We start from the raw sequence: 24,218 nt of genomic DNA, 5'->3' as shown, positions 1-24,218 counted from the left end.
CGAAGACATTCATCAATGGCGCAGCATTGGCTCCCTGTCTTGATGATCGTCGACCTCAAGCTTCTGCGCCGCAATGAGCACCTCGAGGCGGTTCCGCGCATGAAGCTTCTGCATCAGGATGGTCATGTAGTTCTTTACGGTCTTTTCGCCGATACGCAAATCGGCCGCGATCTGCTTGTTTGTGGCTCCGCGCATGAGCATGCCGACAATTTGTCCCTCGCGAATGCTGAGCTTGACGGTTCCGGGCGCCATCTTGCGCAGCGAAGAAATCTTAAGCTCTTCGATGACCTTGCAGGCAAATGCCGGCGTAATGAAGGTTTCGCCGTTATGCACAGCCCTTACGCCCTGAATAAGCTCGCCGGCATCACTGCCCTTAAGAACATACCCGGTCGCGCCGGCATTGAGTGCGCGAACGGCGATGTCGCTTCTCGTCAAGGCGGTGAAGGCGAGGAACTTTGTCTTTGGCGAAGTCGCGACGATTTTCGCGATGACCTCGAATATGTTTCCAGGCATCATCACGTCCACCACGAATACGTCCGGGCGGATTTCCGCGTTGATCTTGAGAATGTCGCTTGCCTTGCTTCCCGTCGCCGCGACCGTGAAATCCTCGTTCAGTTTAAATAGATCCACCAAACCTGCCAGCATTAATGGATGATCATCGACCAACGCGATAGAAACCGATTCCATACGGACGTCCCCAGGCCATTCGTTCCCTCGAGTTCATTATGGAGCCATTTTGCCAAAACTGTCCATGTAGTGAAAACGGAGTAGCCCCCTTGAAGCCGCGGCAGATGTATCCCTCGTAAGGCGAGAGGCGCGGTGCGGTGCCGGCTGGCGGCCGGCGCATTTCATTTGGGACATTTTTGCTGCCTTTGACTGCTGCAGCGACTAGGCCCATCAAGAGCCTAGTCGGTTTTTTTCCAGTGCAAGTTCGACCGTGTACGCATGGGCGCTCGGTCGACGAAGCGCCTACGCGGAATGGTCGATCCAAGCAGTCAATAGTCCCAGAAGGCCGGGACCCAGCGGAAAGCATCGCCATCAACCGCCACGTGGCCGACGGACGGGAACGGCAGGTGCGTGGCAACGAGCTGTGCGCCGGTCTCCGCCAGCTCCCGCAAAAGTCGGACCCGGACGCGGGCCGCCTCCTCTGGGTCGTGTTCGAAACCGTTATACCAGTCGGGGTGTTCGAACCCGACCGCAAACACGGCGTCGCCGGCAAACATCAGCCGATCACCGCCTGACGCCACGCGAACCACGCAATGTCCGGGGGTGTGGCCGCCGGTACGTGTGGCGACCACGCCCGGCGCCACCTCTTGCTCCTCATCGAACAGCCGCAGATGGCTGCGGTATTCTTCGGTGAACCGCTTGGCGGCTGCCCGAAGCGCGTCCGGGAACCCCGGCGGCATCGAGACGCGGGAGAAATCGGGCGCCTCCCAGAATTTGACCTCGGCGGCCGCCACGTGGATCCGCAGGTCCGGCCGCAGCCGTTCCTTCACCCCCTCGACGAGCAGGCCGCCAACATGGTCCATGTGCATGTGGGTCAGCACGATGTCGGTGACGGATCCAAGATCGATGCCAGCCGCCTCCAGTCGCTTGGTCAACTGCCCGGCCCGCGGCAAGTTCAAGTCCGGGTCCAATCCCAGTCCAGCGTCGATGAGTATGGTCTGCCCGCCACTGCGCACAAGAACCGCATTCAGCGACCAGTCGAAAGCGTCCTGCGGCAGGAACATATCGTCGAGCCAGCCAGCTCGGACGGCAGGGTCGGCGTTATGTCCCAACATCGCGGTTGGAAGCGGCAGTACCCCATCGCTGATAACCAGCACGTCAATCTCGCCGACCCGCACCGCGTAGCGCGACGGGACCAACTCTTCGGACCGTGCTCTGGCGGGTTGTGAGGCGTTGTTCTGGGTCATGTTCGCCTCCTCCTGCCCAATCCTACGGCTCGCTGCTTCTGCCTGTGACATCGTGTGCTCCTATTTTTGCGTGATCGAGACATGTCCGTCCCGAGCCCGTAGCGGACGCTAGGTCGAAGCGTATTGGCGGTCGAGCTACACCTGAGGACAGGGCAGCCTGTGCATGGGGAGGACGGCTGCGAAGATTTGGTGGTGAACATGCTGGTCTGACGGCGTAGGTGCCCTTGCCTGCCGAAGTGTGCCATGCACACCACCCAGCGGCCACGAGCCACGGTCTGGCACGTCGAAGGACGGCACGCTACAATTGAATTTCGCTATTCCGCGGCCAGACAAACCGCGCGCGAACGCTCGGCAAGGCATACGACCCGGAACCGTCTTTACGGACGTGCAGAATGGGCCGGTTGGACCCGCCCGGTGAATGTGTCCGACGCATTGAGGCTCTGAAATCCGAGGGCCGCCGCTCCGCTGTATTTCTCGTACTCGCTGCCACTGGGCAGACGCGCCTCAGAGCGTTGAACCTGATTTCAGCGGGCTACATCGGCGATAGGCATCACTAGAGGCAGGTCGTGATGCCACCGTCGACATAGAGAGTGTGTCCATTGACAAAGGATGATCCTTTCCCGGAGAGGAAGACCGCCGCACCGATCAGTTCATCCACCTCGCCCCAGCGGGCGGCAGGCGTGCGCTTTTGAAGCCATGAGGAGAACTCCTCGTTATCAACGAGAGCCTGATTGAGCGGCGTCTTGAAATAGCCCGGCGCGAGGGCATTCACCTGGATTCCGAACTTGGCCCAGTCGGCGCACATACCGCGGGTCAGGTTCTTCACAGCACCCTTTGTGGCGGTGTAGGGGGCGATGCCCGGACGAGCGAGTTCGCTTTGGACGGAGGCGATGTTGATGATCTTTCCTGCGCCGCGCGTGATCATGTGCCGGGCAACGGCCTGCCCGACATAGAAGATGCTGGAGATGTTGGTTTTCAGCAGCTGCTCCCAGCGATCGGCCGGAAAATCCTCCAGTGACGTGCGAAACTGCATTCCCGCATTGTTGATGAGAATATCGATTGGACCAATGGCGCTCTCGATCTCGTCGATGCCATGTTTGACTGCGTCAGCATCGGTCACATCAAAGGCATTCACAGCAACATCGTAACCGGCTTCTCGCAGAGCCTTCGCGGCCGCCTCCAGCTTCGACGCATCCCGTCCGTTCAGCACGACGGATGCGCCATGCTCGGCAAGCCCCCTGGCCAACGCAAAACCAATGCCTTGTGACGAGCCGGTTACCAACGCTCGCCTGCCGCTGAGATCGAAAAGCGGAAAACCCATCATCTACTCTCCAGTGTCTCCTCTACATGCGCACCCGCCCGAACAGGCTGACGCGGAGTTCAGTCTAGCAGGTACAGCCTGTTGCCTTGAGTACACCTTGACGCTTAGAGCCGATAGAGGCACCGGCGTCCGTCGCCCGTCTATCGTCGCGATCGAGTGGAAGCAGCCAGCACTCCCGGATGTGGTGTCGCAGCTGGTCAGAACGACCCGACAAGAGTTCCGAGCGTGATGACGACGACCAGGGCAACAAGGGCGCTTGCGATGGCGGCCATGGCGAGATCAAGGTAACCATCCTTGTGTGAGACACCGCAGACAGAAAGGAGTGTCACGACAGCACCGTTGTGCGGCAAGCTGTCCAGCGTGCCGGCGCCGATGACCGCAACCCGGTGCATCAGTTCGGGATCGAGACCCGTCTGGTGGGCAATTTCCATATAGGTCGGCCCCAGGGCATCGAGCGCAATCGTCAGCCCGCCTGACGCCGAACCGGTCAATGCAGCAAGGATATTCGTCGCAATCGCAAGGGAGACCAGTGGCCCTCCCTCGATGCCGAGGACCCAGACCTTCACCGTCTCGAATGCAGGGAGAGCAGCCACGACGGCGCCGAAGCCAACAAGGCTGGCAACGCTCATGATCGGCAGGACAGCCGCGTTGACGCCGGCATCGATGATGGAACGGAGACCAGGAAGGCGGTCAAAGTTGGTAACGAGGAGCGCCACAATGCCCGCCGTCAATGCCACAATCACCGACCAGACACCCGCAACCGCTGAAAGTGTGGTTGAGCCCCACGCAGTTTCCGCCAGATAATGCGCGTCGATACGCGGCAAAACGGCGAACGTCATCACCAGATTGGTCGCAACGACGACCACCAGCGGCAGCGCTGCGATCAAAAAGCCTGGTCGCATCGCCGCATGACCGCCGCGCGCAATTTCACCCGGATCGAAGTCATGCGCGACTGCGCCACGCTCCCGCATCCTGTCGTCATTTGAAATGGCATCAGAGGCCGTCAAGCCAGCATAGCGATAGGTCTCCCCTGCCAGCTTCGCCTTTCGCCGCGCCATCTGCAGCCACCACATGCCGAAACCAAGCATGACCGCAGAGGCAATGACGCCGAGCCCGGGGGCAGCAAACGGATTGGTGCCAAAAAATGGCATCGGGATCGCATTCTGGATCGCCGGCGTGCCCGGCATGGCAGACATGGTGAAGGTGGATGTTCCAAGGGCGATTGCTGCCGGCATGAGCCGGTGCGGAATGTCGGCCGCCTTGAAGAGAGCATGCCCCATTGGAGCAAGGACGAAGAAAGCGACAAACAGGCTGACGCCGCCATATGTCACGAAGGCGCCAGCAAGCACGACGGCGAATATGGCTCGTCCTGCCCCGAGCGTCTCGGTCATCTTCACGGCAATTGCCTCAACCGAACCACTGGCTTCCATGAGCTTGCCGAAAAGAGCGCCAAGCAGAAAAATCGGGAAGAACTGGGCAATGAAATCTGCCGCATTGCGCATGAAAGTCTGCGTCCAGCTGGCAAGCAACGGCTGGCCAGCCAACAGTGCGGCAAGCAGGGCACAAAGGGGTGCGAGAAGAAGGATGCTCCAGCCGCGGTAAGCGAGCGCGACGAGAACACCAAGAGCGATAAGGACGCCAACAATATCCATGACGGGGCTTTGCGCTCTGACGTCTATTGCAGGACGGTATCGAGCAGGCTTTCGATGTCAAAGCTCGCCCGCTTTCCAATATCCGTGCCATGGCTGGCGAGAAATTCTTGCGCGGTCTCGCGCCCTTCTTCCCGCAGCATCGAAAGAAACTCCCACTCGCCGTTCATCTTGGATGACGCGCTGAGTTCCACCATGCGCGGTGGCGTTGCAATTCGATGAAGACGTATGCTTGACCATTCCTTCGCCCAGGCGATTTCATCCGGCGCAACGCCGCTTTCCGAAAGCATCCGCTGGAGTATGGCCATCGCTCGCAATTCCTTCTTCAGGCTGGAGTTAAAGGAGATCTCGTTGATGCGATTGAGAATTTCACGTGCAGTCCTTGGAACGCCCGCGCGCTCTACGGGATTGACCTGAACAAGCAAAATGTCGCGTGCCGCACTCTCCCGGACGACCGGCGTAAGCAGCGGATTTCCCGAAAACCCACCGTCCCAGTAGGGATCACCGTCTATTTCGATCGCCTGGTGCAGCATCGGCAGGCATGCCGAAGCCAGCACGGCGTCGGCACTCAGTTCGTCGTTGCGAAACACCCTCGGCAGCCCGGTTCGCACGTTCGTGGCATTGACAAACAGCTTGATCTCAGAGCGTTTCAAGGCCTCGAAATCCACGCTCTCCTCGAGGATGTCGCGGAGCGGATTGATGTTGCCCGGATTGATCTCATAGGGCGAAAACAAGCGGCTCATAAGGTCGAAAAAGAGATAGGCGGGCGAGTGGTCAAGCGACCAGTTACCGGTCATCACGTCAAACGCCGTTCGCTGAAACGGGCTGAACCGCGCCACGTCGCTGACCCGGGCCCAAAATGCCTCGAGAGCCACCTTCGCCCCCTCTCGACCATCAAGGGCATAACCATGTGCGAGTACCACCGCGTTCATTGCGCCGGCCGAGGTGCCGGTTATGCTTGAAATCTCCAGCCAGGGCTCATCGATGAGCCGTTCGATCACACCCCAGGTGAACGCGCCGTGCGCGCCACCTCCCTGGAGCGCCAGATCAATTGCGATCGGATCGCGATCGGATCGCGTGGCACGGGCATTGCTGTACGGTCTTGGCGGCATTCGGACCTCCGAGTTCAGCGTCTCTACCTTATGGCGATTATTGCAGTGCAGCAATAGCAGTTCTCAACTGACAAGAATTTCTCTCGATGACGTCGGACCTCAAGACCAAGCGGAATTCGCTTGCGTTACCCCATCGCGTTGGGACATTTTGGCCAAGTTCCTGCAGTGTGAGGAACTTTCGAGCATTCTGAGGCATTCCTGATCATCTCCAAGGGGAGGACGTCATGAAGTGCTGCCGACATGCTGCTGTGGCCGCGCTGTTCTGGCTGGTCACGGGCTTCGCATATGCCGACGAGGCGCCTTTCCTCCAGTCGCTTGCTGGCGATTGGACGGGCGGAGGCATGATGAAACGCACGACCTCCTCGTCCCCGATCAACCTGAGTTGCAACTTCACATCCCAGGCGAGTGGCGAGGCGCTTTCGATGAAGGGGACCTGCCGCGGGATGATCGTTATCACGCGACCGGTGTCAGCCAATATCACCGTCACCGGAACACAGTATGCCGGTCGTTACGTCGGTCCGTCCGGTGGCGTATCCGGTCTTCAGGGTAGCCGCCGCGGCGACGCCATCAATCTCGCGGTGCGCTGGTCAAAGGTGATAAACGGTGACCGCAGCGCCAACATGACCATCCAGCGTGTCGATGCCAATGCGATCCGCATTCGAACGGTCGACAAGGATCCGGCGTCCGGCCAGCAGGTGGTGACCAGTGAGATCAACCTGCAGCGCGATTAGGTGCCGAGGCCGATACAACCTCTCGTCGGAGCAGCCGCGCAAACCTATATAGATGGCAAAATGCCGGTGATGTCCGCCGGCTGAACCGGAGATATGTATGAGCCGCGACCCATACGAGCTTCTCGGCGTGAAGAAGGACGCCAAGCAGAAAGACATTCAAAGCGCATTTCGTAAGCTCGCCAAGAAACTTCACCCCGATCTCAATCCCGGCGACAAGAAGGCAGAGGACCGCTTCAAGGAAATTTCCGCTGCTTACGAGCTGCTGAGCGATGAAGAAAAGCGCGGGCGCTTTGACCGCGGCGAGATCGACATGACCGGTGCCGAGCAGGCGCCGCGCCACTACTATCGCGACTATGCCTCTGCAGGAAACGCCGGCAACCCGTATCACAACAGCGCGGGCTATGCCGACTTCGGCGACAGCGACGATATTTTCTCGAGCTTCTTTTCGCGACGAACACGCGGAGGCGATTTCCATGCACAGGGCCAGAACCGGCAGTATTCGATGGAGGTCGATTTCCTCGATGCCGTCAACGGCACGAAGACCCAGATCCGTTTGCCGGACGGGCCGGCGCTCGACCTGCAGATACCGCCTGGCACGCGCGACGGCCAGACGCTCAGACTGCGCGGCAAAGGCGAGGCCGGTATTGGCGGCGGCCGGCCGGGAGATGCGCTTGTCGAAATTCGCGTGCGTCCGCATCGCTTCTATGTTCGTGACGGCGACGACATCCGCTTCGACCTGCCGATTACGCTGCGCGAGGCCGTGCTCGGCGGCAAGGTGCGCGCGCCGACGCCGTCAGGTCCGGTCAACCTCACATTGCCGCCGCACTCGAACACCGGGAAGGTTTTGCGCCTGAAGGGCAAGGGCGTTCCGAAGAAAGACGGCAGTGCCGGAGACATCTACATCTCTCTCAAAATCGTGCTGCCGAACGGACCGGATCAGCAGCTGACCGATTTCATGACCGGCTGGACAGCTGGCGACGAGCAGGATCCGAGAAAGGGCATGGGAGAATAGCCATGGATGATCTTGAATTCCGCCGTTTTCTTAAAATCGACGTGAGGGTGTTAGAGGTGTGGGTCGAGCAGGGATGGCTGCTGCCTCAGACACGTGACGGCACTCGCGATTTTCGCGACACTGATGTCGCGCGGGCGCAGCTCATCCTCGACCTGACGCGTGACATGGGTGTCAACGATGCCGGGGTCGATCTGATCATGGATCTCATCGATCAGATCCATGGACTGCGCGGAACGCTTCGTGAAATGCTCGCCGCCATGGAAGGGCAGGACGAGGAGGTAAGGCGCAGACTGCGCGGCACGCTCGATGAGCTCTCCGGCATCCACGGCCTCTAGCCCATAGAGAGCGAACACGATGGCAACGACCTGATTGCCGGAAGGAGATGCAATGACCGAGGTTCCGCATGATCACGACCACCATCCGATCGACTGGCGCGAGCACGGCGTGAAGGTCATTCCGGGCAATTCACTCGATCCCAATACCGCCCAGACCCCAGGGATGAACCGGGCGACGGCGATCAACCATGCGCGTGCCGGGGCGGAGAAAATATGGGCCGGCACCGTGACCATCCATGCGAATGCGAAGACCGGCGCCCATCACCACGGGGATCTCGAAAGCATCATCTATGTGGTGAAAGGGAAGGCGCGCATGCGCTGGGGCGACCACCTCGAATTCACGGCAGAGGCCGGTCCCGGTGATTTCATCTACGTGCCGCCTTACGTTCCCCATCAAGAGATCAATGCCAGCCGCGACGAGACGCTCGAATGTGTTCTTGTGCGGTCCGGCCAGGAACCGGTCGTCGTCAATCTCGATATCGAACCGGTCGAACAGCCGGAAGATGTCTTATGGATCGACCCGATCCATCGCGCATGAGCGTCTTTACAGCGAACCCTTGAGAATGGCCGCAAAGCTCGGGTCGAAAGCGCGGCTGATCGGGTCGGCGGCTGCGCCAAGCGCGACGGCCCAGGGATCAGTCATTCCAAGCTGGAAGCGAGGAATGACCCGGCCACGGCGATCGGCGATCGATGGCGGCAGAGGGTGCATCGCCTCGACCAGACGTCGCGCCAGGGCTTCAGGCGCACCGCCGCAGAGAATCACGGTTTGCGGATCGAAGATCGATTCGATCAGATGTACGCTCCAGCGAAGATCCATCACGGCTTCTTCGATCCAGCTCTGTATTCTCGCATCATTCTTCAGCGCCAGTTCGTTCACCATCGCATAGACGCCGGGATCCGCCGGGTCGATTGCCAGGTGCTGGTAGAGCGAGGCGAGCGAGGCACGATGCTCGAGTGGCGTCGGGCTGCCGCTTGCCGAAAGCAGCGCCATGCCGATTTCGCCCGCATTGCCGTTTGCACCGCTGTAAAGTTCCCCGCCGAGGATCAGACCAGCACCGATACCGTAGCCGAGATAGAGGCAAACGGCATGGTCGAGCCCATGGGCGGCGCCAACCATCCGCTCCGCCGTGGCGCATGCGGCCGCATCGTTTTGCAGACGAACGCCAAGACCCGTGCCTGCCGCCAGCGTTTCCAATAGCGGAAACTTTTGCCAGGCGGCCATCATCCAGGGATCGTCACCCGTCGCCTCGATCCCGAACGGGCCAGGCATCGCCGCGCCCAGGCCAACGAGCCGCCGCTCCGATTGAGCAACGAGGCCGGCAAGGTCACGGCGAACCTTCTCGATAAGCTCGAGAATTACGGTTGCACCGCGCGACGGCCCGTCGGGAGGCAGGTTCGCCTCGGCCCGCGTGAGTATGTTGCCGACAAGGTCAACAGCTATGGCCCGGGTTATGTGGCGATCGATCTGCAGCCCGATCGCAAAAGCCCCTTCCGGCACCAGGCGATAGGGTGTCGACGGCTGTCCCCTGCCCTTGCGAACAGCTTCCTGCGCGGTGACCAGCCCTTCCTGTTCGAGTTCGTCGATGATGTTCGACACGGTCTGTTTGGTGAGCTTGGTGGCGCGCGCCAAGTCTGCTCGCGAGAGTGCTCCATTCACTCTCAGGGCATCCATCATCACCCGCCGGTTATGGGCGCTTGTGCCTTCATGATTGGTGCCTGCTTTTGCCCGTATCGGGCGCGCTTCGTTCATTCCGAATTCCCTCTTGACAGCAGTAGAATATTGAAGAAAAAATAAGTCAAGACAATTGACTTAATAAGGAACCAAAGAGTTCCAGGGAACGCAAAAGGGTCCGAAAGCGGCTCAGACGACGCTCCGAATCCGGCAGCCGGCCAACCGGCGCCTTCTCAACAACCGATGGCGACGACAGCCGCCTTCGGACAAACGGGTGAATGTCAAAAAACTGGAGGCTGGAATGTTGAAATCCCTAAACAAGACGCTGCTTGGCGCAGCACTGATCGGCGCATCTTTCGCGCCGCACGCCTTTGCCGAAACGACGATCAATGCGCTGTTTATGGCACAAGCGGCCTATAGCGAGGCTGACGTCCGTGCCATGACGGATGCATTTTCCAAGGCAAACCCCGACGTCAAGGTCAATCTCGAATTCGTGCCTTACGAAGGCCTGCACGACAAGACGGTGCTCGCCCAGGGGTCCGGCGGTTACGACGTCGTCCTCTTCGACGTGATCTGGCCGGCAGAATACGCGACCAACAATGTCCTCGTCGACGTCACCGCGCGCATCACCGACGATATGAAGAAGGGTGTCCTTCCTGGTGCATGGACGACCGTTCAGTATGACGGTAAGTACTACGGGATGCCGTGGATCCTCGACACCAAGTATTTGTTCTACAACAAGGAAATCCTCGAGAAGGCCGGCATAAAGACACCGCCGAAGACGTGGGACGAACTGGCCGAGCAGGCAAAGACGATCAAGGACAAGGGCCTTCTCGCAACGCCGATCGCCTGGAGCTGGTCGCAGGCCGAAGCCGCGATCTGCGATTACACGACGCTCGTCAGCGCCTACAAGGGCGATTTCCTGAAGGACGGCAAGCCGGCCTTCCAGAGTGGCGGCGGTCTCGACGCGCTTAATTATATGGTTTCCAGCTACAAATCCGGCCTGACCAACCCGAACTCCAAGGAATTCCTGGAAGAGGATGTGCGAAAGGTCTTCCAGAACGGCGATGCTGCTTTTGCGCTGAACTGGACCTACATGTACAACATGGCGAACGACCCGAAGGACAGCAAGGTCGCGGGCAAGGTCGGCGTTGTCCCGGCTCCGGGTGTCGCGGGCAAGAGCGAAGCGTCGGCCGTCAACGGCTCGATGGGTCTTGGTGTCACCACGGCCAGCAAGCATCCGGATGAGGCCTGGAAGTACGTCACCTTCATGACCTCGCAGCCGACGCAGAACCAGTATGCCAAGCTCAGCCTGCCGATCTGGGCATCGTCTTATCAGGATCCAGCCGTGACGAAGGGCCAGGAAGAACTGATCGCTGCGGCCAAGGTCGGTCTTGCCGCGATGTATCCGCGCCCGACCACGCCGAAGTATCAGGAGCTTTCCACGGCTCTGCAGCAGGCGATCCAGGAATCCCTGCTCGGCCAGTCTTCGCCGGAGGACGCCCTGAAGTCGGCTGCCGACAACAGCGGTCTCTAAGCGATGTAACCGTCCAGGCGGCCCCGTGCCGCCTGGTTTCCACTTTACCAGTCCGATGAATTGAGAGGGCGCCTCATGTCCGGCACCTGGATGACAACCCGCGCGTGGCTTTTGATGTTGCCGCTGCTTGTGGTGATGATCGCCGTCATCGGATGGCCATTGGTCGACACCGTCGGCCTGTCTTTCACAGACGCCAAGCTTGTCGGCACATCAGGCAATTTCGTCGGCATCGACAATTACGTGAAGATGATCTCCGGTTCGAATTTTCAGCGGACCCTGATTACGACCACCTGGTTCGCGGTCATTTCGGTTGCTGCCGAGATGGTGATCGGCGTGCTTGCAGCACTTCTCCTCAACCAGGATATCCGGGGCCGCGCGGTGCTGCGCGCCCTGATGATCCTTCCCTGGGCACTGCCAACCGTCGTCAACGCCACGCTCTGGCGATTGATCTACAATCCGGAATACGGCGCGCTCAACGCCGCGCTGATGCAAGTCGGGCTCATCGACGCTTATCGCTCCTGGCTTGGCGAACCGGGCACAGCACTTGCCGCCCTGATCGTTGCCGATTGCTGGAAGAACTTCCCGCTGGTCGCGCTCATTGCGCTTGCTGCCCTACAAGCGGTGCCGCGTGACGTCACTGCCGCCTCACTGGTCGACGGCGCCGGTCCCTTCGCCCGCTTCCGCTTCGTGATCCTGCCCTATCTCGCGGGTCCGCTGATGGTGGCCCTGGTGCTGCGCACCATCGAGGCCTTCAAGGTGTTCGACATCATCTGGGTCATGACCCGCGGCGGCCCGGCCAACAGTACGAGGACGCTGTCGATCCTCGTCTATCAGGAAGCATTTTCCTTCCAGCGGGCCGGCTCCGGCGCCTCATTGGCCTTGATCGTCACATTGCTGGTAACGGTGCTGGCACTCGCCTATGCCACGCTGGTGCGCAAGACCGCAGGGAGTGCCGCCTGATGGAACGCAAGAGCCCATTCTTTACAGCTTTCATCTACGTCTGCGCGTTGCTGCTTGCGGCCGTCATCCTGGCACCGATTCTCTGGCTGTTCATCATGAGCATCTCGCCGGCCGCCGATCTGGCCGCCAAGCCGCTCCGCTGGTGGCCGCAAACGGCTGACTTCTCCCGTTACGCCGCCTTGCTGTCGACGATTACGAACAGCGCTGGCGCCGCCTTCACCTCGTCGCTCAGAAACAGCATCGAGGTTGCCGGCATGGCGACGATCGCCGCTATCGCGCTGGCGATTCCGGCCGGCTGGGCCGTGTCGCGAACACCTTCCGTCGGTTGGTCGCTTTCAATGGTCATCGCCACCTACATGCTGCCACCGGTTGCGCTTGCCGTGCCGCTCTACATGGGCCTGGCCTATCTCGGCATGCTGAACAACGTCTTCGGCCTCGCCCTCGTCTATCTGACGATCCTCGCCCCCTTCACGACATGGCTCATGAAATCCGGCTTCGATTCCATCCCGAAGGAGATTGAAGCCGCGGCAATGATTGACGGTGCCGGCCTGTTCCAGACCTGGAAGATCATTACCCTGCCGCTGGCCATGCCTGTTGTCGCCACCTCGGCGCTGTTTGCTTTCCTGCTCGGCTGGGACGAGTTCTTCTATGCGCTGCTCTTCACCTCCGATCAGCGCGCCAAGACACTTACGGTTGCCATCGCCGATCTGGCCGGTGGCCGTGTCTCCGATTACGGACTGATCGCGACTGCCGGTGTGCTCGCCGCTCTGCCACCGGTGCTGGTTGGTCTCGTCATGCAACGCGCCCTGATATCAGGGCTGACAAGCGGCGGCGTCAAGGGATGACAAGGACCATGGAAAACACACGACCAGCCGGCCTGATTGCAATTGATCGCGAAATGGCGCGTCAGCATGCGGATGCGCTCACATCCTATGACAACGCAAGGCAAACCGCTCAGGCCATTGCGGAATCGCTGAAGAAAAACGCCAGGCTGCTTCTTCTCGGCATGGGCGGATCTCATGCCGTCGGCCGAGCCGTCGAGCCGCTCTACCGTGCCTGCGGTATCGACGCGATCGCTCTACCCCTGTCCGAGCAACTCGGACAACCGCTCGCGCTCGACGGCCGAACAGCTATTATCACCTCGCAGTCTGGCGAAAGTGCCGAGGTGGTGCGCTGGTTCTCTGAAACAGGAGGCAGTGGTGACACATTCGGGCTGACGCTGGAGCAAGGATCATTCCTGGCGCGTACGGCGCCTTCCCTCATCGGAGCGGGCGGCACGGAATTGGCGTTTGCTGCAACGCGCAGCCTGACCGTCTCCTTTGCCCTGCATCTTGCGGTGCTGGCAGCCCTTGGCGAGGATCCCACGGCAGCCCTTGCCGCACTCACCGCCCCGGAAACACCAAGCATCGACATCGCTCTTGCAGCTCTCGATAAGGTGGCGACGGTCGTTACCTCGGGCAGGCGCCTGCAGGGTCTTGCCGAAGCGCTGGCCCTTGGCCTGACAGAACTCTCCCGCCTTCCCTGCTTTTCGCTCGAAGGCGGGCAGTTGCGGCACGGACCGATGGAGATGCTCGGCCCGGCCGTCGGTGTCATACTTTTCCGGGGACAGGACAACACCGCCGGTCTGGTCACGGCCATGGCCGTATCAGCCGTCGAAACCGGCGCTCCGGTCATCATCTTCGATGCATCGGGTGAAGCCCCGGTTGCGGGCGCGGTGACCATCGGCTTCAAGCCGGCTTCCGGCCTGGCTGCAGTCTTCGCAATGCTGCCCGTGGCACAGCGCTTCATGGTCGCCTTCGCCGACGCGCGTGTCGAGAACGCCGGCACGCCTGTGCGCTCGACAAAGATCACCCGGAGCGAATGATGCGCCCGCTTGCCGTCGTCGGAAACGTGAATATCGACCTCATCCTCGGCCCTGCTGCTCCCTGGCCGAAGGCTGGCACCGAAATCATCGTCGACCACGACGAACTGCGCGTCGGCGGGGCCGCCGGCAACAGCGCCCTCGCGTGGGAAGGTCTCGGCGTCGAATTCGAGATCGCCGCCAATGTTGGCAACGACCAGTTCGGTCGCTGGTTGGCCGAGGCTTTCGGCAAGCGGTCCGCGAAGTGGCCGGTGCGCCCTGAGCAGACGACACTGTCGGTTGGCATCACCCATCCCGATGGAGAGCGCACGTTCTTCACCACCCGCGGTCACCTGCCGCGCCTCAGCCTTTCCGATGTCTTTGCCGTCCTGGATGGCACGAAGCTGTCGGGGGGCTTCGTGTTGCTCTGCGGCTCATTCCTGACGGAAGATCTGACCCGCGAGTACGATGCTTTCTTCGACTGGGCCGGCAAGCACCAGATTGCGATTGCGCTTGACACCGGCTGGCCGCTCGACGGCTGGACGAACGAGAATTGCGAGGCCACGCGAGACTGGCTTTCCCGCTGCGCGATTGCGCTGCTCAACGAAGTGGAGTCCACCACCCTCACCGGCCTCGACGACCCTGTCGAAGCGGGGGCCGAAATCCGATCCCATATGCCTGAGGGTGCCATCGTTGTCGTCAAGCGCGGACCGGACGGAGCGCTCGCGATTGGTGCGGACGGGCAGTGCATCGCCGCTGCGGCTCCCTCCGTCACGGTCGTCGATACGATCGGCGCCGGCGATGTCTTCAACGCCGGTTTTCTGGCGGCGCTCGCGCAAGAAAAACCTCTCGCTGACTGCCTGCGGGCCGGAACCGCGGTCGCATCACGGGCAATTTCGACCCTTCCCCGCAACTACGGCGGACCATCCACATCTGAGGAGCCCGCTCGATGAGTGCTCTTGAAATTGCCAACATCCGCAAGACATACGGCGATAGCGAAACCCTGAAGGGCATCGACATCGCACTCGAGAGCGGCGAGTTTCTCGTTCTGCTCGGCTCTTCCGGCTGCGGAAAATCGACCCTGCTCAACATCATCGCGGGGCTTGCGGAAGCAACAAGCGGCGACGTGCGTATCGGCGGACGCTCGGTCCTCGGCGTGCATCCGAAGGATCGTGACATCGCCATGGTCTTCCAGTCCTACGCGCTCTATCCAAACCTGACTGTCCACCGCAATATCGGCTTCGGCTTGGAAATGCGCAAAGTTCCGAGCGCCGAGCGCGACACGGCGGTACGCGATGCAGCGAAATTGCTGCAGATCGAAAGCCTGCTCGACCGCAGGCCAAGTCAACTGTCGGGTGGCCAGCGCCAGCGCGTTGCGATCGGCCGCGCCCTTGTGCGCAAGCCGGAAGTCTTTTTGTTCGACGAGCCGCTATCCAACCTCGACGCAAAACTGCGCATGGAGATGCGCACCGAACTCAAGCGTCTGCATCAGATGCTCAAGACCACGGTCGTCTACGTGACGCACGACCAGATCGAGGCCATGACGCTCGCCACCCGCATTGCGGTTATGCGTGACGGGCGGATCGAGCAGCTCGGCAGCCCGTCGGAGATTTACGATCGGCCGGCAACTCTTTATGTCGCCACGTTTGTCGGGGCGCCGCCAATGAACCTTTTGAACGCTACGGTTCGCGGCAGCGAACTTCGGATCGAGGGCAGCGACATCGTGCTACCTCTTCCGGACGGACTTCAAGCCGAGCCCAGAGATGGCCAGAAGCTGATTGTCGGAATACGGCCGGAAGCACTTCGGCTTGGTTCGTCCGGCCTCACGCTACCGGCGAAATGCGAGGTTGCCGAACTGACCGGGCCGGAGCTTGTCGTCACCGCCTTTGCGGGCACGCAACGGATCATGGCCTGCCTGCCGCCGCGCACGACTTTGGAGAATGGTCAGATGCTGACGCTTACCTTCGATCCGCAAGCAATCCACCTATTCAATGCGGAAACCGGATTGCGCTGCAGCTAGCCTGGAGCGTTACGCCGATTTGCGGGCCGAGACGAAGCGGTTCATCGCATCGAACGAGAAGGCTGCAACCGGCAAGCTGGTTCCACCTTGAAGTGCCAGGTCGGCGAGAATCTCGCCGACGACGCTCGTGAACTTGAAGCCATGGCCGGAGCAGGGCGACGCGACGACGACGTTCGGGTTGCCAGGGGCAACGTCGAGCAGAAAATCCTCACTCGGCAGCATCGTGTAGCGGCATGTCACGGCGCTGACCCGCGGCCCGGCAGCAGCCGGCACCCGCCTGGCGATAAAGCTATCGAGGAGTGCCGTATCTCTGTCGTTAACGGGCGGATTGGGCTGGTTGGGATCGATCGGCTCGCGGAAATGCGCGTGCCTCCCGACTTTGACGCTGTCCATGCCGATCGCCGGAAAACCGAAGTAAGAGCCCTCTGCCCCCTCGTCCCGAAGGAAGCACGGCATGCGCTGCGGTTCCGTCGCAAATCCGTCCTGCGACTGATACCAGGCGACGACCTGTCGGATCGGTACTGCGTGTTCCTTCAAATCGGGAATGAGTTCGGCGATCCACGAGCCGGTGGCAACCACCACCTTTTTGGCACGATAGTGGCCCTCAACCGATCGGATCGTCACCCCGCCGTCGCCCGGCTCGATCGCTGTTACCCGTTCGCCGAAGTGAAGAACCGCACCATCCTGCGCTGCAAGTTTGAGGTAGCCCATGACAGCCGCCTCGGGCCTGAGATAGCCCCCCTTTGGATCGAGGACAGCGACGTCCTCGTCATCCAGTTGGAAAGCGGGAAACCGACGCGCCACGTCCACCTTGTCGAGGACCTCGTGCGGCAGGCCGTGCATCTTGCAGGACGCGCGTGTGCCCGTAACGATCTTGCTGTCTTCAGCCCCGATCTGGAGAACGCCGGTGATCGTCAGAATTTCCGTGCGAAGCCGCGCCTCCAAAGCGCGCCAGTTGCTATAGGCGCGCTGCAGCAGCGGCACATAGGACGGATCTTCGAAGTAGCCCATCCGGATCAGACGGCTATCCCCATGCGAAGAGCTGAGCGCATGGGCAGGAAAATAGGCGTCGATGCCAATCGTCCTGGCGCCGCGCGCCGCAAGGAAGGAGATGGCGGCGCTTCCCATGGCGCCGAGGCCGATCACGGCAACGTCGAAATCAGCTGTCATTTCTGCTCCTCAGATCAATTCGGGCGGTGCTTCTTGCCGGATAAAGCTGCGAAGCGCTTCGATGTCGGCAGCCAACGGGTGATCGTCGGCGTAATGCGGGACGACCTGACGTACCGCACGGTGGATTGCGTCCGTCGCGTTGGCGCGCTTTGCTGTCGACGCCAGGAAGTCATGCGCCTGGGCTGCCGCCATCAACTCGATGGCGACAATGTATTCAGCGTTGTCGATGACCGAAAGGAGCTTATTTGCCGCAGCCGTTGGATGCGCGAGAAAATCCTCCTGCAGGCCGGAGGTAACGCCGCCATCGGTGGAAGCGGGTGCGGCCAGCCTGCGGTTCTCGTTGCTGAGCGCGGCTGCGGTATATTGCGCGATCATGAAGCCGGAATTACTGCCGGCATCGCTCGCCAGAAAAGGCGGCAGGTTGCTGATCAGCGGATTGACGAGCCGATCCATACGGCGCTCGCTCATGGCCGATATCTGCGCAAGGGCGATCGCCAGGCTGTCGGACGCCTGCGCGAGGGCCGGCGCCACGGCATGGGCCTCCGACGAGACGACAGGATTTTCAGGGGTTCCCGAGACCGCCGGATTGTCGGTGACTGAGGCAAGTTCGCGATCGACAACGTCGGATGCATTGTCAAAGACGTCGCGCGCTGCTCCATGGGCGTGCGGGACCGAGCGTAGGCTGAGCGCATCCTGCGTGCGTTTTGCGTGCGCGGCCGCGATCAGCCCGCTGCCTTCCAGGCGCCGCCTCAAGGAAGCGCCGACATGCGCGATGCCGCGCGACGGACGAAGCGCTAGCACCGTCTCGTCGAAGGCCGCCATCTGACACCCGCAAGCTTCCAGCGTCAGGGCAGCCACAGCATCGGCCCAGTCGAGCAGATGGTTCGCGCGTGCTAGCGCGACGCTGGCTAAACCCGTTGCGCAGGCCGTTCCGTTGACGAGGCTTAACCCCTCTTTTGCACCGAGCACGAGTGGAGCAAGACCAATGGCATCGAGAGCATCCCGACCGTTCATGCGCTTGCCCGCAACCGATGCGCTTCCTTCCCCGATGAGCACGAGCGCTGTGTGGGCATTGTGCGTGAGGTAACCGGCTGAGCCCCTCGACGGGACATCAGGCACGCAATCGTGCTCCAAAAATGCCGTGAGGTGGCGGATGATATCCGACCGTACGCCGGAATGGCCATGCGCAAAATTGGCGACTTGCGCCGCGATGATTGCCCGGACCTCGCGGCCCGCCAGGAGGTCGCCGACGCCACAGGCGTGACTGAGGACGATGTTGCGCGACAGCCGGCTTTGGGAGTTGCGATCGACGACCGTATCGGAAAGCGCGCCGACGCCTGTGTTGATGCCGTAGGCACGTATCCCTGTCTCGACAATGCGTTCAATGATCCGGCTGGCATTGTCGATGCGGCCCCAGGCTGCGGGTGATAGCGCAAGCGTCTCGCCGGCCGCAACGCGTGCGATGTCACGCCAGCCGATCAGCATGCCGATGGTAACCGTCATTGCCCGCTTCCGAAATGACCGATGAACTGCCTGAAGGCCGGTGACGCGCCCCCCCCGAACATTTCGTCCGGTGCACCGCTGCTCTCGACCAGGCCTTCCTTCATGAAGACAACGCGATTGGAAACATTGCGCGCAAAGCTCATTTCGTGGGTGACGACCAGCATCGTCATCCCCTCCTCGGCAAGCGCGCGCATGACACGCAACACCTCGCCGACGAGCTCCGGGTCAAGCGCCGACGTCGGCTCGTCGAAGAGCATGACTTTCGGTTTCATCGCGAGTGCCCGGGCGATCGCTGCGCGCTGCTGCTGGCCGCCCGACAGGTGCGCTGGATAGGCGTGGCGCTTGTCGGCAATGCCGACCTTTTCGAGAAGCGCCTCTGCCTCGGCGACGCATTCGGAACGCGGACGCTTGAGCACGTGGACCGGTCCCTCGATTACATTCTGCAGGATCGTCATGTGTGACCACAGATTGAAGGACTGGAAGACCATGCCCAGTTCCGAGCGGATATGGTCGACCTGCTTCTGGCTCGCCGGCCGGCTAGTGCCGCCCTTGTGGATCATGCGGATCTGCTCGCCATCCACCCAGATCTCGCCGTCGGTTGCCGTTTCCAGCAGGTTGATGCAGCGCAGGAAGGTGGACTTGCCGGAACCCGAGGCACCGAGCAGGGAAATGACGTCGCCATCCTCGGCATCGAGCGAGATGCCACGCAAGACCTCGTGCGTGCCGAAGCTTTTGCGGATGTTGCGGACGGAAAGTCGGGTAACGCCTGGCATGGAAGCTCCAATCGTGTCCGGAGGGCTCTCAGGCTTTCAGCGCCGGCGGGATCGCACGGCGGTGTCGTGAGAGCGAATATTCAAGCAGGGACATCGCCTGCAGGATGATGAAGTTGAGAACGAGATAGATGATCGCCGCACAGAGGAACACTTCCATCGTACGGTATGTTTGCGAGATCAGCCGCTGTGCCACGCCGGTCACTTCCCATACGGTGACCAGGCTTGCGAGTGCCGTCGATTTCATCATCAGGACGATCTCGGTGGAGTAGGCCGGAAGCGCGTGCCGGAATGCGATCGGCGCCAGGATGCGGCGCACGAGAAGAGCACCGGACATGCCGATCGAGCGAGCGGCTTCGATCTCCTTTGGCGAAACAGCGCGAATGCCACCACGGAAGATCTCGGCAGAATAGCCGGCGGTGCAGAGTGCCAGTGACAGTACCGCACAAACGAACGGTTCACGCAGGAACGGCCAAAGGAAGGAATAGCGGATGAAGCCGAACTGGCCGAGGCCATAAAAGACGAGGAACATCTGGATCAGCAGCGGCGAGCCGCGAAAGATGAAGATGTATCCCTTGGCAATCGACGACAGCACCGGATTGCCGGCGACACGCATCCAGACGATCAGCAGGGCGAGAAGTCCACCGAAGAAGACCGAGAGGGAGAACAGAGCCAAGGTCATCGGGACGGCTTTGAGCAGGGTCGTCATCGTTTGGGCGAGAAAAGCGAAATCCATCGTGTTACCTCACGCCTTTCCCATGGCCGCTGTCGGCATGCTGCGATTGGCGCGCCGCTCTGCGCCATTGAAAACCCGGTCGGAGAGGCTTGTCAGGATCAGGTAGAGGATGCCGCCGACGATGAAGAACAGGAAATACTGTCGTGTGGAACCGGCAGCGACCTGGCTGGTGCGCATCAGTTCCGCCAAACCGGTCACCGAGATCAGTGCGGAATCCTTGAGGCTGAGCTGCCAGACGTTGCCGAGACCAGGGATTGCGAAGCGCAGCACCTGCGGAATGATGATCCGGCGAAAGCGCAGACCGCGATGCATGCCGATCGCTGATGCCGCCTCCAATTCACCCTTGGAAATGGCAAGGTAAGCCCCGCGGAATACTTCCGCCTGATAGGCGCCGGAGATGATCCCCACAGCCAGCGCACCGGCCAGAAACGACGGCAGCCCGAGGAAGCCCTCATAGCCCATCGCCTTGCCGATCGAGGTGACTGCGGAGGACCCGCCGAAATAGATCAGGTAGATGATCAGCAATTCCGGCACACCGCGAAAGACAGTCGTATAGACGTTGCCGAGCGCAACAAGCCAAGCCTTGCCGGAGAGCTTGGCAGCAGAGATTATCGCGCCGAGCACCGCGCCGATCGCAAGCGCGCTTGCGGTCACGGCAAGCGTCATCAACGCGGCGAGCAGAAGCAGCGCGCCCCATCCGGTCGAGCCGAACCCAATCAGTTCCAGTGTTGCCATATCATGTTCCCCGCGCCCGCCGCTGTCCCGGCGGTGTCAGAATAGCATGCGGTCCCCGGCCTTGAAGCCGGAGACCGGGACCTCCGGCCTTTGCCGGAAATCAGTTCTGCGGGCTGACGTCGACCTTGAACCACTTCATCGAGAGGTTCTTCACGGTACCGTCGGCGAGTGCGGACTTGATCGCTTCGTTGAACTTGTCACGAAGGTCGGTATCGGCCTGGCGAATGCCGAGACCCTCGCCCTCGCCCCAGATCGGGCCAACGATCTCGGGGCCGGTAAAGGCCAGCGTGTCGTTTGCGGACTGGAAGGCATTGGCGAAATACACGGCATCGTCGAAGCCAAGATCAATACGGCCGTTCTGCAGATCGAGATCGCGGTCGGCGCCGGTCTTGTACTCGCGGATCTCGGCGATATCGCCGAAATTGTCGTAAACGAACTTCGCGTAAACGGTCGCGGCCTGAATTCCGATCGTCTTGCCCTTGAAGGCCTCCTTCAGCGCATCGACTTCCTTAACGCCGGTCTGGCCGGGCGTCATCTTGATCGTCGCACCGGTACCGGCTGCATTGGCAAGCGGGCTGTCCTTGGCAGTCGCGAAGGCGGCCGGCGTCGCAGCATAGGGGATGGTGAAGCCGATGACCTTCTTGCGGTCATCGGTGATCGACAGCGCATCCATGATGACGTCGAATTTGCCGGCATTGAGTGCCGGGATCATGCCATCCCAGTCGGATGCGACGAGCTTGCAGTCGATCTTGGCACGTTCGCACAAAACCTTGGCAAGTTCGGGCTCGAAGCCACCGAGCGTGCCGTCGGCATTGGTCATGTTCCAGGGCGCATAGGCCCCCTCAAGCGTAATGGTGGCCGTCTTCCAGTCCTTGGCGGCGACGGGCGCGACGAAGGCCGAGAGCGCAAAGGCGCTGGAAAGAAGAAGCGCGCTGAATTTCATTGGTTCTATCTCCTCTGAAGTGACGATTGACCTTGCGGTCCGACACCGGTCTTCGCCGGCTTGCTCGACGCCGATCTTCTTGATCGATCTTTCGAGAGGTTGTATATGGTACCATATGAGATATTTTGTGTTATGCAAGAGGAAAGTCGACTTATCGAGCGGATTCCGCGATTGCAAAGGGAATAGGCAATGAAGCGTCCAAGCGAGATGATGAGGGATAACGATACCGCACCGCTCTACGCCGGCGTCAAGCAGATGATACTCGACCGCATCCATAGCGGCGAGTGGCCTCCGAAGCATCGCGTGCCTTCCGAAAACGAATTGGTGAACGAACTCGGCGTCAGCAAGATGACCGCCAACAGGGCATTGCGTGAACTCGCAAACGAAGGCGAGCTGGTTCGCATCCAGGGCGTCGGCTCCTTTGTCGCGGAGCGCAAGGGGTATTCGGCCCTGTTCGAGGTGCGCAATATTGCCGAAGAGATTGCTGAGCGCGGCCACGCGCATGAGGCCTCGGTTGTGATTCTGGCGCAGGAGACAGCATCTCCCGAGACGGCCGACGCGCTGGAGCTCGATATCGGTGCACCCGTCTTTCACTCCCTGATCGTGCACAGCGAAAACGGCGTGCCGGTGCAGATCGAAGACCGGTTCGTCAATCCGGCAGCAGCCCCCGACTATCTGGCGCAGGACTTTGCCTCCCTGACCCCAAACGCCTATCTGACGGCTGCCGCCCCGCTGAGCGGATCCGAGCACATCGTCGAGGCAGCCATGCCGCAGTCCTGGGAGTGCAAGCTCCTGACGATCCTGAAGAGCGAGCCTTGCCTGGCCATCCGCCGCCGCACCTGGTCCGGGCGGCACGTCGTCTCCACCGCCCGCCTCATCTATCCCGGCAACCGCTACCGGCTCGAGGCCCGCACCGGCAAGATATTCGAGGAATAGCGGTCAGTTGTATATGGAACATGATTCGAGAAGACGCCCCTAAGGACGCGGGAATATAGAAGACGCGGACTGGTTTGACCGCTCATATCGCTGCTGCGGGCAAGTGGACAAAGCTTCAGTCGAAAAAGCCCGCATCCTCTTCCCTCAGATATCTCCTGGCCGCTTCAGCGTCGATATCGAGGCCGAGCCCCGGCGCTTCCAGCAGGTCGACCATGCTGTCCTTGACGATCTGCGGCGGCAAGCCGATTACCAGATCCTCCCACCAGGGGTCGGAGGCGGTGGGATATTCGAAAGCGATGTAATTTGCCGGCAACGTAGCGCAGACATTGATCAACGCGCCGAGGCCGAGCAGACCGTTGGCAGTGCCGTGCGGCGCCATCAGGATCGAGTGCATGTAGGCGTGCTCGGCGACCCATTTGAGCTCGGCAATGCCTCCGACATCGGCTGGATCGGGGCCGATGACGCGTACCGCCTGCGTTTCGATCAGCTCCTTGAAATTGTGTCGCAGGTAGATCTGCTCACCAGTGTGGATTGGCGTCGAGGTGGAGGTTGTCAGCTCCCGATAGGCCTGCGGATTGACCCATGGCACGTAGTCGCCAGTCAGCATGTCCTCGAGCCACATCAAATTGTACTTCTCGACCGCGCGGGCGAACTTGATCGCATCGGGCAGCATCCAGCCGGGGCCGCAGTCGAGCGCCAGACTGACCTTGTCGCCCAGCACTTCCTTCATTGCGGTCACGCAGTCGATCATGTGATTGAAACCGCGCTCGCTGATCATGCCCTGATCCATGGCGCCGTGATAGCCGGCCTTCTTCTGCGTCACGCCGTAGTGGAAGCCCTCGATGGTGTCCTTCATGTTGGAGTGGAACGAGATCCCTTGCTTGATCATGAAGAAGTTCTGCGGCTGCTCCATCATCCATTTGACGTCAGCGGCGTAATCCTCCGGCCGGTCGCCCGTGCGTTTTTGGCGAACCGAGCCGTTGTAGACGCGCACCTTGTCCCGCACCTTGCCGCCGAGCAGTTTATAGGCGGGCACGCCCGCGGCCTTGCCAGCAATATCCCACAACGCATGTTCAATAGCGCTCACCGCGGCGCCGTACGGCTTGAAAGAGCCGCGTTGGCGGATCTTCAGCATCACTCTCTCGACGTCGGTCGGGTCCTCGCCGACCAGCGCCTCGCGGAAATGCAGCACAAAGGGCTTGAGGTAGGACTTGGTGAATTCGACTTCACCCAGGCCATAGAGGCCCTCGTCCGTAACGATGCGGACGATCGGGTGCTTGCCGATAACGGCGCAGCGCAGATCGGTGATCTTCATCTTCGTTC

The 24,218-nt window shown here is 61.0% G+C and carries 24 protein-coding genes; 11 read left to right on the top strand and 13 right to left on the bottom strand.

Annotated elements, in window-relative coordinates:
* Positions 1 to 12: 12 nt before the first annotated feature.
* From AS026_RS06375 to AS026_RS06355, 5 genes are all read right to left on the bottom strand, one after another.
* The gene (locus AS026_RS06375) at positions 13 to 687 is read right to left on the bottom strand and encodes a response regulator (RefSeq protein ID WP_062369026.1); all 675 of its coding nucleotides are present in this window, start codon (positions 685 to 687) and stop codon (positions 13 to 15) included.
* Positions 688 to 995: 308 nt separating this feature from the next.
* Positions 996 to 1,913, bottom strand: a complete 918-nt coding sequence (locus AS026_RS06370; protein ID WP_167354887.1) for an MBL fold metallo-hydrolase — start codon at positions 1,911 to 1,913, stop codon at positions 996 to 998.
* Positions 1,914 to 2,466: 553 nt separating this feature from the next.
* Positions 2,467 to 3,234 (bottom strand): SDR family oxidoreductase, encoded by a 768-nt coding sequence (locus tag AS026_RS06365; protein ID WP_062369024.1) that lies wholly within the window; start codon positions 3,232 to 3,234, stop codon positions 2,467 to 2,469.
* Positions 3,235 to 3,431: 197 nt separating this feature from the next.
* Positions 3,432 to 4,886, bottom strand: coding sequence for a GntP family permease (locus AS026_RS06360; RefSeq protein WP_062369023.1), 1,455 nt, complete (start codon positions 4,884 to 4,886; stop codon positions 3,432 to 3,434).
* Positions 4,887 to 4,909: 23 nt separating this feature from the next.
* Complete coding sequence (locus AS026_RS06355; protein WP_062369022.1) at positions 4,910 to 5,995, bottom strand: patatin-like phospholipase family protein; 1,086 nt, start codon at positions 5,993 to 5,995, stop codon at positions 4,910 to 4,912.
* A gap of 224 nt (positions 5,996 to 6,219) precedes the next feature.
* Between AS026_RS06355 and AS026_RS06350 the strand changes: the two genes are divergently transcribed.
* The 4 genes from AS026_RS06350 to AS026_RS06335 all read left to right on the top strand — a co-directional run bounded on the left by AS026_RS06350 (position 6,220) and on the right by AS026_RS06335 (position 8,611).
* Positions 6,220 to 6,726 carry a hypothetical protein gene (locus tag AS026_RS06350; protein WP_062369021.1) on the top strand — a complete coding sequence of 169 codons (507 nt, stop codon included), beginning with the start codon at positions 6,220 to 6,222 and terminating at the stop codon, positions 6,724 to 6,726.
* Between the two features lie 97 nt (positions 6,727 to 6,823).
* The gene (locus AS026_RS06345) at positions 6,824 to 7,738 is read left to right on the top strand and encodes a DnaJ C-terminal domain-containing protein (RefSeq protein WP_062369020.1); all 915 of its coding nucleotides are present in this window, start codon (positions 6,824 to 6,826) and stop codon (positions 7,736 to 7,738) included.
* A gap of 2 nt (positions 7,739 to 7,740) precedes the next feature.
* Positions 7,741 to 8,073, top strand: coding sequence for a chaperone modulator CbpM (locus tag AS026_RS06340; RefSeq protein WP_062369019.1), 333 nt, complete (start codon positions 7,741 to 7,743; stop codon positions 8,071 to 8,073).
* A gap of 52 nt (positions 8,074 to 8,125) precedes the next feature.
* Positions 8,126 to 8,611 (top strand): cupin domain-containing protein, encoded by a 486-nt coding sequence (locus AS026_RS06335; RefSeq protein WP_018856033.1) that lies wholly within the window; start codon positions 8,126 to 8,128, stop codon positions 8,609 to 8,611.
* A gap of 6 nt (positions 8,612 to 8,617) precedes the next feature.
* Here the strand turns inward: AS026_RS06335 and AS026_RS06330 are convergent, their stop codons facing one another.
* The gene (locus AS026_RS06330; RefSeq protein WP_062369018.1) at positions 8,618 to 9,823 is read right to left on the bottom strand and encodes an ROK family transcriptional regulator; all 1,206 of its coding nucleotides are present in this window, start codon (positions 9,821 to 9,823) and stop codon (positions 8,618 to 8,620) included.
* A gap of 223 nt (positions 9,824 to 10,046) precedes the next feature.
* Between AS026_RS06330 and AS026_RS06325 the strand changes: the two genes are divergently transcribed.
* The 6 genes from AS026_RS06325 (at position 10,047) to AS026_RS06300 (ending at position 16,102) form a co-directional block, all read left to right on the top strand.
* Complete coding sequence (locus AS026_RS06325) at positions 10,047 to 11,282, top strand: extracellular solute-binding protein (RefSeq protein ID WP_062369017.1); 1,236 nt, start codon at positions 10,047 to 10,049, stop codon at positions 11,280 to 11,282.
* Between the two features lie 75 nt (positions 11,283 to 11,357).
* Complete coding sequence (locus AS026_RS06320; RefSeq protein ID WP_062369016.1) at positions 11,358 to 12,242, top strand: carbohydrate ABC transporter permease; 885 nt, start codon at positions 11,358 to 11,360, stop codon at positions 12,240 to 12,242.
* Positions 12,242 to 13,087, top strand: coding sequence for a carbohydrate ABC transporter permease (locus AS026_RS06315; RefSeq protein ID WP_062369015.1), 846 nt, complete (start codon positions 12,242 to 12,244; stop codon positions 13,085 to 13,087). The genes AS026_RS06320 and AS026_RS06315 overlap by 1 nt, the downstream gene beginning before the upstream one ends.
* On the top strand, positions 13,084 to 14,106 hold the full coding sequence (locus AS026_RS06310; protein ID WP_062369014.1) for an SIS domain-containing protein: 1,023 nt from the start codon (positions 13,084 to 13,086) through the stop codon (positions 14,104 to 14,106). The genes AS026_RS06315 and AS026_RS06310 overlap by 4 nt, the downstream gene beginning before the upstream one ends.
* Entirely contained in the window at positions 14,106 to 15,035 is a 930-nt protein-coding gene (locus AS026_RS06305) for a carbohydrate kinase family protein (RefSeq protein WP_062369013.1), read from the top strand. Before AS026_RS06310 ends, AS026_RS06305 begins: the two co-directional genes overlap by 1 nt.
* Positions 15,032 to 16,102 carry an ABC transporter ATP-binding protein gene (locus tag AS026_RS06300; RefSeq protein ID WP_062369012.1) on the top strand — a complete coding sequence of 357 codons (1,071 nt, stop codon included), beginning with the start codon at positions 15,032 to 15,034 and terminating at the stop codon, positions 16,100 to 16,102. Before AS026_RS06305 ends, AS026_RS06300 begins: the two co-directional genes overlap by 4 nt.
* Positions 16,103 to 16,111: 9 nt before the next feature.
* Here the strand turns inward: AS026_RS06300 and solA are convergent, their stop codons facing one another.
* The 6 genes from solA to AS026_RS06270 form a co-directional block, all read right to left on the bottom strand.
* The gene (solA, locus tag AS026_RS06295) at positions 16,112 to 17,272 is read right to left on the bottom strand and encodes an N-methyl-L-tryptophan oxidase (RefSeq protein WP_062369011.1); all 1,161 of its coding nucleotides are present in this window, start codon (positions 17,270 to 17,272) and stop codon (positions 16,112 to 16,114) included.
* 9 nt (positions 17,273 to 17,281) lie between these two features.
* Entirely contained in the window at positions 17,282 to 18,775 is a 1,494-nt protein-coding gene (locus AS026_RS06290) for an HAL/PAL/TAL family ammonia-lyase (RefSeq protein WP_062369010.1), read from the bottom strand.
* A complete protein-coding gene (locus AS026_RS06285) occupies positions 18,772 to 19,548 on the bottom strand; it encodes an ABC transporter ATP-binding protein (RefSeq protein WP_018856023.1) in 777 nt (258 codons plus the stop codon). The genes AS026_RS06290 and AS026_RS06285 overlap by 4 nt, the downstream gene beginning before the upstream one ends.
* Positions 19,549 to 19,576: 28 nt before the next feature.
* Positions 19,577 to 20,281, bottom strand: coding sequence for an ABC transporter permease (locus AS026_RS06280; protein WP_062369009.1), 705 nt, complete (start codon positions 20,279 to 20,281; stop codon positions 19,577 to 19,579).
* A gap of 9 nt (positions 20,282 to 20,290) precedes the next feature.
* Complete coding sequence (locus AS026_RS06275) at positions 20,291 to 21,016, bottom strand: ABC transporter permease (RefSeq protein WP_018856021.1); 726 nt, start codon at positions 21,014 to 21,016, stop codon at positions 20,291 to 20,293.
* A 100-nt stretch (positions 21,017 to 21,116) separates the two neighbouring features.
* Positions 21,117 to 21,959: a transporter substrate-binding domain-containing protein gene (locus tag AS026_RS06270; RefSeq protein ID WP_018856020.1), complete on the bottom strand. Its 843-nt coding sequence runs from the start codon at positions 21,957 to 21,959 to the stop codon at positions 21,117 to 21,119.
* Positions 21,960 to 22,148: 189 nt separating this feature from the next.
* Here AS026_RS06270 and hutC point away from each other — a divergent pair, with 189 nt between their 5' ends.
* Complete coding sequence (gene hutC / locus AS026_RS06265) at positions 22,149 to 22,895, top strand: histidine utilization transcriptional repressor HutC (RefSeq protein ID WP_062369008.1); 747 nt, start codon at positions 22,149 to 22,151, stop codon at positions 22,893 to 22,895.
* A 115-nt stretch (positions 22,896 to 23,010) separates the two neighbouring features.
* Here the strand turns inward: hutC and AS026_RS06260 are convergent, their stop codons facing one another.
* The gene (locus tag AS026_RS06260; protein WP_062369007.1) at positions 23,011 to 24,210 is read right to left on the bottom strand and encodes a mandelate racemase/muconate lactonizing enzyme family protein; all 1,200 of its coding nucleotides are present in this window, start codon (positions 24,208 to 24,210) and stop codon (positions 23,011 to 23,013) included.
* Between the last annotated feature and the right edge of the window lie 8 nt (positions 24,211 to 24,218).

The organism is Rhizobium altiplani (genome assembly GCF_001542405.1).
GTDB classification, from domain to species: Bacteria; Pseudomonadota; Alphaproteobacteria; order Rhizobiales; family Rhizobiaceae; genus Rhizobium; species Rhizobium altiplani.
This window is presented reverse-complemented; position numbering and strand designations above follow the sequence as displayed.

Bases quoted from the DNA above. Each gene is read 5' to 3' on its own strand.
- AS026_RS06375 (WP_062369026.1), bottom strand. From the start codon at position 687: ATGGAATCGGTTTCTATCGCGTTGGTCGATGATCATCCATTAATGCTG.
- AS026_RS06370 (WP_167354887.1), bottom strand. From the start codon at position 1,913: ATGACCCAGAACAACGCCTCACAACCCGCCAGAGCACGGTCCGAAGAG.
- AS026_RS06365 (WP_062369024.1), bottom strand. From the start codon at position 3,234: ATGGGTTTTCCGCTTTTCGATCTCAGCGGCAGGCGAGCGTTGGTAACC.
- AS026_RS06360 (WP_062369023.1), bottom strand. From the start codon at position 4,886: ATGGATATTGTTGGCGTCCTTATCGCTCTTGGTGTTCTCGTCGCGCTC.
- AS026_RS06355 (WP_062369022.1), bottom strand. From the start codon at position 5,995: ATGCCGCCAAGACCGTACAGCAATGCCCGTGCCACGCGATCCGATCGC.
- AS026_RS06350 (WP_062369021.1), top strand. From the start codon at position 6,220: ATGAAGTGCTGCCGACATGCTGCTGTGGCCGCGCTGTTCTGGCTGGTC.
- AS026_RS06345 (WP_062369020.1), top strand. From the start codon at position 6,824: ATGAGCCGCGACCCATACGAGCTTCTCGGCGTGAAGAAGGACGCCAAG.
- AS026_RS06340 (WP_062369019.1), top strand. From the start codon at position 7,741: ATGGATGATCTTGAATTCCGCCGTTTTCTTAAAATCGACGTGAGGGTG.
- AS026_RS06335 (WP_018856033.1), top strand. From the start codon at position 8,126: ATGACCGAGGTTCCGCATGATCACGACCACCATCCGATCGACTGGCGC.
- AS026_RS06330 (WP_062369018.1), bottom strand. From the start codon at position 9,823: ATGAACGAAGCGCGCCCGATACGGGCAAAAGCAGGCACCAATCATGAA.
- AS026_RS06325 (WP_062369017.1), top strand. From the start codon at position 10,047: ATGTTGAAATCCCTAAACAAGACGCTGCTTGGCGCAGCACTGATCGGC.
- AS026_RS06320 (WP_062369016.1), top strand. From the start codon at position 11,358: ATGTCCGGCACCTGGATGACAACCCGCGCGTGGCTTTTGATGTTGCCG.
- AS026_RS06315 (WP_062369015.1), top strand. From the start codon at position 12,242: ATGGAACGCAAGAGCCCATTCTTTACAGCTTTCATCTACGTCTGCGCG.
- AS026_RS06310 (WP_062369014.1), top strand. From the start codon at position 13,084: ATGACAAGGACCATGGAAAACACACGACCAGCCGGCCTGATTGCAATT.
- AS026_RS06305 (WP_062369013.1), top strand. From the start codon at position 14,106: ATGCGCCCGCTTGCCGTCGTCGGAAACGTGAATATCGACCTCATCCTC.
- AS026_RS06300 (WP_062369012.1), top strand. From the start codon at position 15,032: ATGAGTGCTCTTGAAATTGCCAACATCCGCAAGACATACGGCGATAGC.
- solA (WP_062369011.1), bottom strand. From the start codon at position 17,272: ATGACAGCTGATTTCGACGTTGCCGTGATCGGCCTCGGCGCCATGGGA.
- AS026_RS06290 (WP_062369010.1), bottom strand. From the start codon at position 18,775: ATGACGGTTACCATCGGCATGCTGATCGGCTGGCGTGACATCGCACGC.
- AS026_RS06285 (WP_018856023.1), bottom strand. From the start codon at position 19,548: ATGCCAGGCGTTACCCGACTTTCCGTCCGCAACATCCGCAAAAGCTTC.
- AS026_RS06280 (WP_062369009.1), bottom strand. From the start codon at position 20,281: ATGGATTTCGCTTTTCTCGCCCAAACGATGACGACCCTGCTCAAAGCC.
- AS026_RS06275 (WP_018856021.1), bottom strand. From the start codon at position 21,016: ATGGCAACACTGGAACTGATTGGGTTCGGCTCGACCGGATGGGGCGCG.
- AS026_RS06270 (WP_018856020.1), bottom strand. From the start codon at position 21,959: ATGAAATTCAGCGCGCTTCTTCTTTCCAGCGCCTTTGCGCTCTCGGCC.
- hutC (WP_062369008.1), top strand. From the start codon at position 22,149: ATGAAGCGTCCAAGCGAGATGATGAGGGATAACGATACCGCACCGCTC.
- AS026_RS06260 (WP_062369007.1), bottom strand. From the start codon at position 24,210: ATGAAGATCACCGATCTGCGCTGCGCCGTTATCGGCAAGCACCCGATC.